12 protein-coding genes are annotated in these 13,988 nt (G+C 62.0%); 11 read left to right on the plus strand and 1 reads right to left on the minus strand.

Annotation, left to right across the window (positions count from 1 at the left end):
- Positions 1 to 264 precede the first annotated feature (264 nt).
- From L4G42_RS03575 to L4G42_RS03625, 11 genes are all read left to right on the plus strand, one after another.
- Positions 265 to 1,380, plus strand: a complete 1,116-nt coding sequence (locus L4G42_RS03575; protein WP_237259572.1) for a DUF1615 domain-containing protein — start codon at positions 265 to 267, stop codon at positions 1,378 to 1,380.
- A gap of 344 nt (positions 1,381 to 1,724) precedes the next feature.
- Positions 1,725 to 2,204: a hypothetical protein gene (locus L4G42_RS03580; protein WP_237254822.1), complete on the plus strand. Its 480-nt coding sequence runs from the start codon at positions 1,725 to 1,727 to the stop codon at positions 2,202 to 2,204.
- A 267-nt stretch (positions 2,205 to 2,471) separates the two neighbouring features.
- Positions 2,472 to 3,323: an STAS domain-containing protein gene (locus L4G42_RS03585; protein ID WP_237254810.1), complete on the plus strand. Its 852-nt coding sequence runs from the start codon at positions 2,472 to 2,474 to the stop codon at positions 3,321 to 3,323.
- Between the two features lie 4 nt (positions 3,324 to 3,327).
- Positions 3,328 to 3,690 (plus strand): STAS domain-containing protein, encoded by a 363-nt coding sequence (locus L4G42_RS03590; protein WP_037010489.1) that lies wholly within the window; start codon positions 3,328 to 3,330, stop codon positions 3,688 to 3,690.
- Positions 3,687 to 4,091 (plus strand): anti-sigma regulatory factor, encoded by a 405-nt coding sequence (locus L4G42_RS03595; protein ID WP_237254811.1) that lies wholly within the window; start codon positions 3,687 to 3,689, stop codon positions 4,089 to 4,091. The genes L4G42_RS03590 and L4G42_RS03595 overlap by 4 nt, the downstream gene beginning before the upstream one ends.
- Complete coding sequence (locus L4G42_RS03600) at positions 4,082 to 5,107, plus strand: ATP-binding protein (RefSeq protein WP_237254812.1); 1,026 nt, start codon at positions 4,082 to 4,084, stop codon at positions 5,105 to 5,107. Before L4G42_RS03595 ends, L4G42_RS03600 begins: the two co-directional genes overlap by 10 nt.
- Entirely contained in the window at positions 5,100 to 5,999 is a 900-nt protein-coding gene (locus L4G42_RS03605; protein ID WP_237254813.1) for a sensor histidine kinase, read from the plus strand. The genes L4G42_RS03600 and L4G42_RS03605 overlap by 8 nt, the downstream gene beginning before the upstream one ends.
- Entirely contained in the window at positions 5,989 to 7,929 is a 1,941-nt protein-coding gene (locus tag L4G42_RS03610) for a response regulator (protein ID WP_237260561.1), read from the plus strand. Before L4G42_RS03605 ends, L4G42_RS03610 begins: the two co-directional genes overlap by 11 nt.
- A gap of 154 nt (positions 7,930 to 8,083) precedes the next feature.
- Entirely contained in the window at positions 8,084 to 10,339 is a 2,256-nt protein-coding gene (locus L4G42_RS03615) for an ATP-binding protein (protein WP_237254815.1), read from the plus strand.
- 19 nt (positions 10,340 to 10,358) lie between these two features.
- Positions 10,359 to 10,820 (plus strand): response regulator, encoded by a 462-nt coding sequence (locus tag L4G42_RS03620; protein WP_237254816.1) that lies wholly within the window; start codon positions 10,359 to 10,361, stop codon positions 10,818 to 10,820.
- Positions 10,821 to 10,901: 81 nt separating this feature from the next.
- A complete protein-coding gene (locus L4G42_RS03625) occupies positions 10,902 to 13,298 on the plus strand; it encodes a hybrid sensor histidine kinase/response regulator (RefSeq protein ID WP_237260563.1) in 2,397 nt (798 codons plus the stop codon).
- A gap of 282 nt (positions 13,299 to 13,580) precedes the next feature.
- Here the strand turns inward: L4G42_RS03625 and L4G42_RS03630 are convergent, their stop codons facing one another.
- Positions 13,581 to 13,985, minus strand: a complete 405-nt coding sequence (locus tag L4G42_RS03630; RefSeq protein ID WP_237254818.1) for a type II toxin-antitoxin system HicB family antitoxin — start codon at positions 13,983 to 13,985, stop codon at positions 13,581 to 13,583.
- Positions 13,986 to 13,988 lie beyond the last annotated feature (3 nt).

A 13,988-nucleotide genomic window follows, 5' to 3' on the forward strand; every position in this document is an offset into this window, starting at 1 on the left:
GTGACGTCCGAAGCCTTCCCGGCTAAAGCCGGCCCCACTGAGGGAGCGCGGTGTGACAGTAGGACCGGCTTCAGCCGGGAAGAGGCCGGTGTATACGACATCATTTTCGCGGCGTGACGTCCGATGCCTTCCCGGCTAAAGCCGGTCCTGCAATTGGGGTCAGAGCAAGTCCCACTTCAGGAACCACAACCGGCACCGTTTGAATCAGCAGCGCTCCCCGCTGTCCATAGCCCGCCACCCCGTTTGAGTAACCAGCGAGAAGTCATGCCCGTGAATGGAATCAGCCGCCACCTCCATACCCTAGTCAGCCTGATCCTGCTGACACTGCTCGCCGGTTGCAGCTCGCAACGCAGCGAGGAACCCGCGCCAGAACCTTCGGTGGTACGCAGTGAAATCGTGCGGTTATTGCCCGCCAACGTCGCCGACCGCCAGGGCTGGGCCCAGGACATCCAACGCGCCTTCGACGCGCAGAAAATCGACCCCAGCGTTGAAAACCTCTGTTCCGTGCTAGCCGTGACCGAACAGGAGTCGAATTTCCAGGTCGATCCGGCCGTCCCTGGTATGGGCAAGATCGCCCAGGACGAAATCGACCGTCGCGCGAGCAAGGCGCACATCCCCAATCTGCTGGTGCGCAGCGCACTGGACATCCGCTCCTCAACCGGCAAGACCTTCAACGAACGCCTCAGCGCCGCCCGCACGGAAAAAGACCTGAGCGCGATCTTCGATGACTTCATCGGCATGGTGCCGCTGGGTCGTACCCTGTTCGGCAATTTCAACCCTGTGCACACCGCCGGGCCCATGCAGGTCAGCATCGAATTTGCCGAGCGGCAGGCCCGGGATTATCCGTATCCGGTCGAGGGTTCGATTCGCCATGAAGTGTTCAGCCGTCGCGGTGGCATGTACTTCGGCATTGCCCACTTGCTGGGTAATCCCGTCAGCTACGACAAGCCGCTGTACCGCTTCGCCGACTTCAACGCCGGCTGGTACGCCAGTCGCAACGCGGCGTTCCAGAGCGCTCTGGCGCGGGTGTCCGGCAAACGTCTGGCGCTGGATGGCGACCTGATCAGCTATGGTTTCGGCCCGGCGCTGGGGCAGACCGAACTGGCCGTGCGCAGCCTTTATCCGCGTCTGGACATGCGCAACACAACGATCCGCAGCCAGCTGGAGAAGGGCGAGACACTGGCCTTCGAAGACACCGAGCTGTACGCGCAGGTTTTTGCCATGGCCGACAAGGCCGCCGGCAAGCCGCTGCCGAGGGCGATTTTGCCGGGCATCGTGCTGGAAAGTCCGAAGATCACGCGCAAGCTGACCACGGCCTGGTTCGCTCAGCGGGTGGAGGAGCGGCGGGTGCGCTGCATGGCGCGGGCGTCGGGTTCTTGAAATGAGGGTGCGATGAATAAAAGCTTCCCGGCTAAAGCCGGTCCCACTTGCGAAAGCTGGTCCCACTTGCTGAAGCCGGTCCTGCGTGAGGCCGTCAGGTGTGAGTAGGACCGGCTTCAGCCGGGAAGGGGTTCATGACGTCCCACGCGCCGTTCGTCCAGTTCCGGGCACCTTGGGACGGCTCACTTATTCAGAAACAGAGTAGCGTCGCAGGTGATGCCTGCGTCGCCATTTAATTTGCAGGAGGCACCCTTGTGAGCCGTGACACCGAAACACCGATCATCATCACCAGCAGCAACCCGGCTGCCGAGGAGCCGGCGGCGAGTGATCAAGTGGCCGACGCCATGCTGTTCGGATCACCGAAAGACCGGCTGAATTTCTACCGCAATGAAATCCAGTACGAAACGACCATCCTGTCCAACCGCACCAACGCCTATCTGTCCGCTCAGTCCTTTCTGGTGATCGCCTTCGCGTCGTCGATGGCCAACCTCAATCCGGAATGGGGCAAGATGTTCACGCTGGTGGTGCCGCCCTTTCTGACCTTGCTCGGGCTGATCAGCTCCATGCACGCCTGGCCGGGCATCCGCGCAGCGTATGAAATCATTGATCACTGGCACTTCAAGCAGTCTCAGTTGCTCAGCAGTCAGCCGGCCATGGGGTTGGCGTATGACGATTCGCCCCTTTTCAGCGAGCACGAATCTAGCGAGAAGGGCTACCGCAAGTCCCTGATGTTTTCCATGCGCACACCGTGGCTGTTCACGGGGTTCTGGTTTTTGCTGGGGGCGTTTTCGATCTATGTACAGGTTGTCGACAGGGTGTTTTAAGTCCGGGACGATCATGCCGATAAAGAAACAGCGAAAACGGCCTGATGTTACCTTGACACCCTCTCGCCACAGGCGTATCCCGTCTGCGCGGTTTACGCCCGTTGTGGCGGCTGCAATCCGGTGAGCCAGGCAGTGTGCTGGTCCACGCCTGGCAACAACCTGCCGCTCAACGTTTTTCGCTGTTGTTTAGACCATCCCGCATATTTCACAGGCCTGCTCAAGTCGATCAACTCTCATTCTCGACGTGCACTCACTGGAGCCACCCTCATGGCAGCATTGCAACAAATCACCGTGGACGCCCTCAAGCGCTCCGAATCCCATCTGGCCGTTCAGTGGCACGCCGATCTCGAAGCCAGCGGCGCAACGCGCAATCTCAAGCCCGAGGAAATCCGCCAGCAAGTCGCCGACTTCCTGCGCTTGCTGACGTCGACGCTGGAGAAGGGCGGTTCTGCGAACATCACCACCACCGAGTGGGATGATGTTCGCCACTTCCTGGAAAAACTGTCCAGCCAGCGCGCGTTGGCCGGTCAGGATTCCCAGCAGACCGCCAGTTTCATCTTCGCGCTTAAGGGCCCGCTCTTCACCCAACTGCAAAATGCCTTCGCCGACCAGCCGTTGCTGATCGCCGAGCAAGTGCTGCAGATGTCCGAGCTGCTCGATGGTCTGGGTCTGCACACCATCCGCACTTATCAGAAGTCCCGTGAAGCGGTGATCAAGCGTCAGCAGGAAGAACTGCTCGAGCTGTCCACGCCAGTGGTCAAACTGTGGGACGGCGTTCTGGCGCTGCCGATGATCGGCACGCTGGATTCGCAACGCACCCAAGTGGTCATGGAATCGCTGTTGCAGCGCATCGTCGACACCGGCGCGGAAATTGCCATCATCGACATCACCGGCGTGCCGACCGTCGACACCCTGGTCGCTCAGCATTTGCTCAAGACCGTCACGGCCATCCGCCTGATGGGCGCCGATTGCATCATCAGCGGCGTGCGTCCGCAGATTGCCCAGACCATCGTCCATCTGGGGCTGGACCTGCAAGGCGTCGTGACCAAAGCCAATCTGGCCGACGCCCTCGCATTGGCCCTGCGCCGTCTCGGCGTCACCCTCACCAAGGCGGTATGAGCCCATGGAGCGCATCCCGATTCTGCAGATGGGCGACTTTCTGCTCGTCACCATCCAGGTGGACATGCATGACCAACTCGCGCTGACGCTGCAGGACGACCTGTCCGAGCGCATCAGCCGCACCTCGGCACGCGGCGTCCTGATCGACATTTCCGCCCTGGACATGGTCGATTCTTTCATTGGCCGGATGATCGGCATGATCTCCGGCCTGTCGCGGATTATGGACGCCGAGACCGTGCTGGTCGGCATGCAGCCCGCCGTGGCTATCACGCTGGTGGAGCTGGGCATGACCCTGCCCGGCGTCAGCACCGCGCTGAACGTCGAGCGCGGCATGAAGCTGCTGCGCGAGCGAGCCTATTCCCAATGACCGTGCGCAGCAGCGGCAATCAACCCATCCGCGTCGAGCAGGATGTTGTGTTGGCCCGGCAGACCGCGCGCAAGCTGGCCCAGGAATGCGGCATGCGCCTGATCGACCTGACCAAGCTGGTGACAGCGGTCAGCGAGCTGGCGCGCAACACCATGGTCTACGGCGGCGGCGGTGACATGGACTGGGCGATCGTCGAAGACGGCCTGCGCGTCGGCCTGCGCCTGACCTTTCGCGACGAAGGCCCCGGCATCCCCGACCTCAAGCTGGCGATGACCGACGGTTGGACCTCCGGCGGCGGCCTCGGCCTGGGCCTGACGGGTGCCAAGCGGCTGGTGGACGATTTCGAGCTGGACACCGCACCCGGTGCGGGCACTCGCGTGACGATCTGCAAATGGACGTGAACCTGCACAGCCACCTGACTCAGGTGTTGTCGGTGGAGGACATCAGCCAGGTGGGTCATGCCCGGCGCACGGCGCAGAGACTCGCCGAAGAGGCAGGTTTTGACGAGACCGATTGCGGCCGCGTGGCGCTGGTGGTGACCGAACTGGCAAGCAATATCATCAAGCACGCCCAGAGTGGTGAGCTGCACGTGCGCGCGCTGCCGGGCGACGTCTCGGGTGCAGGGGCGGGCGTCGAGATCCTTGCCATCGACCGGGGCAAGGGTTTCGATGTGCAGAACTGCATGGCCGATGGCTTCTCAACCCGTGGTACCCAAGGCATCGGCCTGGGTTCGGTGCTGCGTCAGGCACAGGTGTTCGACGTGCACAGCGACCCGCGCGGCAGCGTGCTGCTGGCGCGCTTCTATCCGCGCAAAGCCTCCGTCAAAGACCTGCGCATGGGCATCACTCAGCATTCGCTGCACGATGACCCGGCCTGCGGCGATGTCTGGGAAGTGGCTATCAAGGGGCAGCAGGTGTCGATCATGATGATCGACGGCCTCGGTCACGGCCCGGAAGCCGAAGAAGCGGGCATGGCGGGCGCACGGGCGTTCATTCGCAACCCCTTTGCCGACCCCGGAGTGTTGCTCGACGATTTGCACTTCGACATGCGCGGCAGCCGTGGCGGCGCCGCTGCGCTGGCGCAGTTCGACGGCGCGTCGGGCAAGCTGCGCTTCATGGGCATCGGCAACATCGGGGCGACGTTGATTGGCGATGACAAAACCCGAGGCATTCCTTCGCACCCCGGCATTGTCGGCCTGCAATACCGCAAGGTTGCGCCGGTGGACTACGCCGACTGCACCGGGCAGTTGTTGATCATGTTCAGCGACGGCCTGCAATCGCGTTGGAATCTTCGCGATTATCCAGGTCTGATGTACCGACACCCCGCGATCATTGCAGCGGTATTGCACCGCGATTACAGCCGGGGCAGGGACGATGTGACGGTATTGGTGATGGCTCTGGAGAGGTTCGATGACTGACAACAACGCCCGTGGGACCCTTGAGGGTTCCGCCGTGATCGACATCGAGACTAGGCTCGAGCTGGAACGCTTGCGCACTGAAGCCGAGTCGCTGCGTTCAGAGCTTGATGAAACCAATCAGGGCGTGCTGGCCCTGTACGCCGAGCTTGAAGATCAGGCCGACCAGCTACGCGAGGCGTCGGACCTCAAGAGCCGTTTTCTGTCGTACATGAGCCATGAATTCCGCACGCCACTGGGTTCGATCCTGAGCATCGCCAGCCTGCTGTCCGATGAGCTGGACGGGCCGTTGAGTCCGGAGCAGCACAAGCAGGTCGCGTTCGTCAGTAACGCTGCCCGTGAATTGAGCGACATGGTCGACGACCTGCTCGACCTGGCGAAGATCGAAGCCGGGCGTATCAGCATATCGCCGGCGTGGTTCGACATGTTCGATCTGTTCTCGGCGCTGCGTGGGATGTTCCGGCCCATCGTCGACACCTCGGCCGTGGACCTGATTTTTGAAGAGCCTGCGGGTCTGCCGAGGCTCTACACCGATGATCAGAAGCTCGGGCAGATTCTGCGCAACTTCATTTCCAACTCGCTGAAATTCACCCAGCGCGGCGAAGTGCGCGTTTCGGCGCGGCTGGAGTCCGAGGACTCGATTCGCTTTGCCGTGACCGACACCGGCATTGGCATTCCCCAGGAACTCCATGACGCGCTGTTCGAAGACTTCGTTCAGGTCGACTCGCCGCTGCAAAAACGCCTGCGCGGGACAGGGTTGGGCCTGTCCCTGTGCAAACGCTTCGCCGAATTGCTTGGTGGCCACGTGGGCGTGGAGAGCCAGCCCGGCGTGGGCTCCACGTTTTATGTGGTGATTCCGCTGGCCCTGGGACAGGGGCCTGCCGATGAAGCCTGAAACCCGGCTGCTGATCGTCGATGACAACACCGCGACCCGTTACGCGCTGCGTCGGCGCATGGAGCGTCAGGGTTTTGTGGTGTCCGAAGCCGGCACCGGAACCGAAGGCCTTGCGCTGATCGCCGAGCGGATCCCCGATGCGCTGATTCTGGACGTCAACCTGCCGGACATGAGCGGCTTCGACATCGTTCGCCAGTTGCGTGCTGCGCCCCGCACGGCGCTGTTGCCGGTGGTGCATGTCTCCGCGGCGTCGATCCAGACCGGCGACATTGTCACCGGCCTGGAAGCGGGCGCGGACGCCTATCTGGTGCACCCGGTCGATCCTGATGTGTTGCTCGCCACCCTGCGCACGCTGCTGCGGGTGCGTGATACCGAGCACGCCCTGCGCGACAGCGAAGAACGCTTTCGCGAGATTTTCGCCAACGTGTCGGCGCCGATTGCCGTCATGGACGGCAGCCTGAAAGTCCACGAGGCCAATCACGCTTTTGCCCAATTGCTCGGTCAGGACGCCGGCGACAGTTCGGTGCTGCGCAGCTTCAGTGAAGATCAGGGCTCGGCGCTGGACGGGCTGCGTGAGGCGCTGGCAGCGGGCGAGCGCTGGATGGGCACCCTGAGCATGCGGGTCAAGGGCGAACTGCGCGAGACCGAGTGGCAGGTCTCACCTTACCGGGTCAGCGGCATGAGCCTGGTGTTCATCGAGGACGTCACCGAGCACCGCCGTCGCGAGCAGTCGCATCTGCGGCAACTGGACTCGGTCAACACCCGGTTGGCCCATGAAGTTGCCGAGCGCGCGCGGGCCGAAGAGCAACTGCTGCAAGCGCAGAAAATGGACGCCATCGGCAAGCTCACCGGCGGCATCGCCCACGACTTCAACAACCTGCTGACGGGCATCGTTACCGGGCTTGAACTGGTCAAGAAGCGCACCGAGGACGGCCGCACGGAAAAGGTCATGGTCTATGCCGATGCCGCATTGGCGTCTGCAAAAAGCGCCTCGGCGCTGACCCACCGTCTGTTGGCGTTCGCCCGCCAGCAGCCGCTCGACACCCGCGCTTCGGACGTCAATCAGTACGTGCGTTCCCTTGCGGACCTGCTGGGTCGCACCATCGGCAAAGGCATCTGCCTGACCCTGGAACTGACCTCGCGCAGCGCCGTGGCGATGGTCGACGCGGGCCAGCTGGAAAGCGCCTTGCTCAATCTGGTGATCAACGCCCGTGACGCCATGCCGGCGGGCGGCAACATCTGGATCAGTACCTTCGAGACCTATTCTCAGGGTCATTCGCGCATGGCGGATGGCGCGTACATTGCCCTGACCGTCCGCGATGACGGCGTCGGCATCGAGCACCATCTGATCGACAAGGTGTTCGACCCGTTTTTCACCACCAAGCCTATCGGCCAGGGCACCGGCCTGGGCCTGTCGACGATCTACGGTTTCGCCCGGCAGTCGGGTGGCGACGTGCAGATTCGCAGCGTCGTCGGCCACGGCACCGAAGTGACGCTGTTGCTGCCGGCGGCGGACGAACAGAGCGTAGACCCCCCGCAGCCCGCTTCTGTGGCCGCACAGGGGGCCGGGGAGCACGTGCTGATTGTCGAAGACACGGCCTCGGTGCGCATGTTCGTCAATGAAGTGCTCACCGATGCCGGTTATCGCTGCACCCCTGTGGGTGACGTCGGCACGGCGCTGTGGTGCCTTGAGCACGACGCCACCATCGACCTGTTGCTGAGCGACGTGGGCATGCCGGAAATGAACGGCCGCGAGGTCGCGCAACGTGGCCGAGGCTGGCGTCCCGACCTGCCGGTGCTGTTCATGACCGGTTATGCCGAAAACGCGCTCAACCGTCAGGACTTCCTCGGTGAGCGCATGGACATGATTCTCAAGCCGTTCCAGTTGGTAGAGTTTCTGTCGAAGGTGCGCGCGATACTGGATGCTTGATGTGAATGGATGGTTTTTTTCGGTAATCAGTGACTTTGAAGTGTTTGAGGCGGCTGGTTTTTGTTACCGTGTGCGCCATTCCCATCCGTGCCGTCCTCTGGCACACATTGCCGACGCCGTTTGCTCAAACGTTGAAGGTTGAAGGAGCCAAACCTTGACCCTCACCGACGACGTCCTCCAGAGCGCGATAGAACAGTGCGCGCGCGAGCCGATCCAGATCCCCGGAAGCATCCAGCCCCAGGGCTTTCTGCTGGTCATCGATGAAGCAGCCTCGACGGTCATACAGGTCAGTGCCAATGTCACTGACTGGCTAGGGCTCGATCCGCAGTCGTTGATCGGTGCAACGCTGTCCGGCGTGTTCGCCGAGCATGAGCTGCTGCTCCAGCGCTTGCAGGCGCTGCCCGATGAGGAGCAAAACCCATTCCATCTGGGTGAAGTGCGCTTTCTGCAGGGTCTCAGCGCCGGTCAGCCGATGACCATGATGGTGCATCGTCATGATCAGGTGTTGATCGCCGAGTTCGAGCCGGCCGGGGACCTGACTACGGCCTACGGCAACGTGTACCCGCTGATGCGCGCCTTCATCAGCCAGATGAACGAGCTGGAAACCATCGATGCGCTGTGTCAGCGCGCGGCGGCCGAGGTCAAGCGCATTACCGGTTTCGGCCGGATTCTGGCCTACCATTTCGACGCCGACGGCAACGGGCTGGTGAGCGCCGAAGTCACCGACGACGGCTATGAAAGCATGCTCGGCCTGAGCTTTCCGGCGTCCGACGTGCCGGCCCAGGCTCGGAAGCTGTATCTGGCCAACCGTATTCGCGTCATCGAAGATGCCAACTACCAGCCATCGGCGCTGATACCGAGCAACAATCCCCTGACCGGCGCGCCGCTGGACTTGACCTTCGCCACCTTGCGCGCTGTGTCGCCCGTGCATTTGCAGTACATGCGCAACATGCAGACGCTGGCGTCGATGTCGATCTCCATTGTGGTTCGCGGGCAGTTGTGGGGCCTGGTGTCCTGTCACCATGCCACGCCACGGCGGGTCAGTTTCCAGACCCGTACCGCCTGTGAGCTGCTGGGCAGCGTGTTGTCGCTGCAGATCGAGAGCAAGGAAGCCCACGCCGACAACCAGCGCAGGCTCAGCCTGCGGCAGCAGATCGTGCAGATGCTGGCGGCCATGGCCGACCTCGACAGCGTGACCGGCGGCCTGCGCTCCATGCCTCAGGTGTTGCTGGATTTTGTGGGCGCGACCGGCGCGGCGGTGATTTCCGGCGACAGCGTCGATGTCTACGGAGAAACGCCCGACCGCGAGCAGCTTTTGAAGCTCTCCGACTGGTTGAGCGGGCGCCATCCCCATGAGGTTTTTCGCTCGGACAACGTCAGCCGCGACATCCCCGAACTCCCTGCGCTGGCAACCTCGGTCAGCGGCGTACTGGCGACAACGATCTCCGAGCTGCATTCCAACTTCATCATCTGGTTCCGTCCCGAGCAGACTCGAGTGGTGAACTGGGCAGGCAAGCTCGAGAAAAACATTGGTCCGACCGGCTCCCTGAGTCCGCGCCACAGCTTCGCCCTGTGGCAACAGACCGTCAGCGGCTTTTCCAGCCCTTGGGATGACATGATCTGCGAAGCCGTAACAGAGTTGCGTACGGCAGTATTGGGCATCGTGCTGCGCAAGGCAGAAGAAATGGCCGCCCTGGCCGATGAACTCAAAAAGTCCAACAAGGAGCTTGAAGCGTTTTCCTACAGTGTTTCCCATGACTTGCGCGCGCCGTTGCGGCACATCGCCGGCTACGCCGAGCTGTTGAGCGACGTTGAAGGCAGCAAATTGTCCGACCGGGGCGTACGCTTTCTGGAAAACATCACCGACTCGGCGCGGTTCGCGGGTACGCTGGTCGATAACTTGCTGAGCTTCTCGCAGATGGGCCGGTCGGCAATGCGCCTTTCCGACGTTGACTTGAACGCCATGGTGGAGTCTATCCAGCGCGAGATGCTGCCCGATTACGAAGGCCGTGCGCTGGCGTGGAAAATCAGCGAGCCGCTGCCGGTGGTCATCGCCGACGCGGCGTTTCTGCACCTGGCGATGCGTAACCTGCTGTCCAATGCGATCAAGTACACCCGCAACCAGGACGCGGCGGTGATCGAGGTCGGCAGTTACGAGGAGGACGGCAAGATCGTCGTGTACATCCGCGATAACGGTGTCGGCTTTGACATGGCGTACGCCGACAAGCTGTTTGGCGTGTTCCAGCGCCTGCATCGTATGGAAGAGTTCGAAGGCACCGGGATTGGCCTGGCCAGTGTCCGACGAATCATCGAGCGCCATGACGGCACCGTATGGGCGCACAGCCAGCTGGGCCATGGCGCTACCTTTTACTTTGCGCTGCCAAAGCGCGGTTCGACTGTAACCCTTTGAGTGTCGAAGGAGACGCCCAATGCTTAAACCCATTCTTCTGGTGGAAGACAATCCAAACGATCTCGAGCTGACCCTTGTCGCTCTTGAACGTAGCCAGTTGGCCAACGAAGTGATTGTGCTGCGTGACGGTGCCGAAGCGCTTGATTACCTGCTGCGCCGCAACCAGCATCAGGATCGTGTGGCAGGAAACCCGGCGGTGCTGTTGCTGGACCTGAAACTGCCGAAAGTCGATGGCCTTGAAGTGCTCAAAGCCATCCGTGAGACCGAGGAGCTGCGCAGCATTCCGGTGGTCATGCTGACGTCCTCGCGCGAGGAACCCGATTTGGATCGTGCGTACTCGTTAGGTGTGAACGCTTACGTGGTCAAGCCGGTCGAATTCAAGGAATTTGTCTCGGCGATTTCGGATCTTGGCGTGTTCTGGGCAGTCCTGAATGAGCCGCCACCGGGTTCCCTGCGACTCGCCCGCCGCCCAGGCTCTTGACCGCAGGCCCTGAATCCGGCGCATGCTGGCCTGCGTGAACGCATTTCGCGCAAGCCCTTATTGGAACAATGACGTATATCGATGCCGCTATCGCAGCTTAAATTGCTTTTGGTCGAAGACAGTTCGCTCGATGCCGAGCTGATTCTGCTCACCCTCGAAAACACTGGGCTGAAGATCGACGCCACGTTGGTCTACAACCATCAGGACGTTGAACGCGAGCTGATGGCCGCCCGTTTCGACCTCATCCTCAGCGATTTCCTGTTGCCGGGCTCGTCGGGAGCCGATGTGCTCAACAGCGCACTGCGCCTGGCGCCGCAGACGCCTTTTATTTTTCTCTCAGGGATCTTCGGCGAGCAGCATGCCGTCGAGATGATGCGCATGGGCGCCGTCGATTACGTCCTCAAGCAGAACATGAAGATGCTGCCCAAGGCGGTGATGCGCGCCGTGTCCGAAGTGCAGGAGCGGGAAAAGCGGCTGTATGCCGAGAAGACCCTTCAAGTGGCGGAAGTGCGCGCGCACCTGGCGATTGAAGCGGCGGACATGGGTATGTGGACGTATGATCCGCGCACCGACACGCTGCTGTGGGACGAGCGCTGTAAAACGCTTTACGGCGTTGGCGCCGACACCTCCGTCAGCCTGGCCCTCATGTTTCTGCTCTGCCATCCGGACGACCGCGATCACTTGCACAGCAAGGTCATGGCCGCGCTGACGGTGGACACCTCCTTCCAGATCGAGCACCGACTGGTCACCGACGACGGCGAGGAGCGCTGGGTGTTTTCCAACGGTCGCTCTTTGTTCGAAGAGGGCCAATGCGTGCGCTTCACCGGCGTCATGCAGGACATCACCGAGCGCAAGCACGCCACTCAGGCGCTGCATCAGCTCAACGATATTCTCGGCGAACGCGTGGTTCAGCGAACCCGCGAGCGCGACCGCACCTGGGAGCTGTCCCGTGAGTTGCTGGGGGTCCTGCACTTCGACATGACGCCGATTGCCCTCAACCCGGCCTGGGAAGCGACGTTGGGCTGGGGCCGCGACGAAGTCGGCCAGCAGCGTTTGAGCGAACTGATTCATCCGGATGACCTCGCCGCCACATTGCGCGAGACCGCCAGCGTGGCCGACGGTCACGTGACGACGCGTTTCGTCAATCGCATGCGCCACGCTGACGGTGGCTTTCGCTGGCTGTCGTGGACCATCGTGCCGGACGACGGCCTGATGTACGCCGCCGTCCGAGACATCACCGGCGAGCGCGCAGTGGTGGACGAGTTGGCCGCGACCAACAAGCGTCTGCGTGATCAGATCAAGGAACGTGAGCGCGTCGAGGCCGCCCTGCAGCAGATGCAGCGGCTGGAGGTGGTCGGTCAGTTGACGGCCGGGGTGGCCCATGACTTCAACAACCTGCTGACGGTGATCCTGACCAGCGCGAATTTCCTGACACGGGATCTGGAAAAAGGTGTGTTTACCAAGTCGCCGCAGCGCTTGCAGAACATCCGTGAAGCGGGCGAGCGGGGCGCCAAGCTGACCAGCCAGTTGTTGTCATTCTCCCGTCGTCAGCGCCTGGAGCCCGTCGCACTGAACCTCAATGACACGATTGCCAGCATGCGCGAGCTGCTGGGTCGTGCGTTGGGCGGCAGCGTCTGGGTGGAAACCGAATTGGCCGAGGACCTGTGGAGTGCGTTGGTGGACCCGACGCAGACCGAAATGATCATCCTCAACCTGGCGATCAACGCGCGGGACGCCATGCCCCAGGGCGGGCAATTGCGCCTGAGCACCTGGAACGAGATGGTGTATCGCTTGCCGCAGCGTCCCGAAGATCCGGAGCCCGGCGCGTATGTGGTGTTGTCGGTCAGCGACTCCGGCTGCGGCATGAGCGCAGAAGTGCTGGCCAAGGCTTTCGAACCGTTCTTCACCACCAAGGCGGTGGGCAAGGGTTCGGGGTTGGGCCTGGCACAGGTGTTCGGCTTCGCCAAGCAGTCCGGCGGCGGCGTGAGCATCGACACCGCCGAAAACGCAGGGACGACACTGCGGGTGTACCTGCCCAGTGTTGCACGCACGGCAGTCCCGGTGGTCAGCGCCTCTGACATGCCCGGCCGCGCCGACGCCGACGACAAGCACCGCACGATTCTGCTGGTCGACGACGATCCGAACGTGCGCTCGGTGACGGCGATGATGCTGGTCTCGCTGGGGTATTCGGTGGTCGAAGCGGACAGCGGCGAGGAAGCCCTGAAGAAGCTTGGCCCCGGCATCGAACTGCTGCTGACGGACTTCGCCATGCCCAACATGACTGGGGGCGAACTGGCAGAAATCGTCCGCCGTGACCACCCGCAGCTGCCGATCATGTTCATCACCGGATTCGCCGACATCGACATCCTCGACGTCGACCCGAAGCTGATCGTGCAGAAGCCGTACAAGGAAGAAGAACTGGCGAAGAAACTGGCCCGCGTGTTGACGAAGGCGCAGGTCCAGAATGTTGCGGGCTGAAGGCGGGCTCCCATTGTGGGACCGGCGTTAACCGGGAAGGCGTCGGTTGCTACACCGTGAGATTGATGCCGTACGCACTGGCCTCTTCCCGGCTGAAGCCGGTCCCACTGGAATTTTGTGTACGTCGCAATACCCTGTGGGAGCGTGGCTTGTCCCGCGATCTGGCGCGTAGCGGCAGCAAATCCGGCGAATGCGGTTTGTCTGAAAGCCCTCGGTCGGCTGGTTTTACGGCTGCTGCGCAGCCGATCGCGGGACAAGCGTGTTGCTGCGGTTAATTGCTACTCAAACCCGCCCGAGTTTTTCCAGCGCCGCATCCGCCAGGAACGAAGATCGGCTTTTGACATTGTGGTCGCGAACATAACGGTCGATGCGCTGTATGACAAACCCCGGCAAGGTGACATTGACCTTCTCGGTCTTGCCCAGATAAGGGGTAATGTCGATCTCGACCATACCCCAGCCCATGTTTGCGTAGTCGTCATGATCGTGATGCGCCCGAGCCGACGATGGCATGGGCACGGCGTGACCGTCGGCAACCAATTCTTCGAGGCAGATGTGGGCAATTTCGACCGCAGCGTTGTAAGCCTCTTCAAATGTGTCGCCAGCAGTCACCGCTCCGGGAATGTCCGGAATCTGCATGCCGACAGCCGTCGTATCGTCGCCCCATTCAATGGCGATTGGATATTGCATAGT

This window comes from Pseudomonas petrae (assembly GCF_021728295.1).
Lineage (GTDB): Bacteria > Pseudomonadota > Gammaproteobacteria > Pseudomonadales > Pseudomonadaceae > Aquipseudomonas > Aquipseudomonas petrae.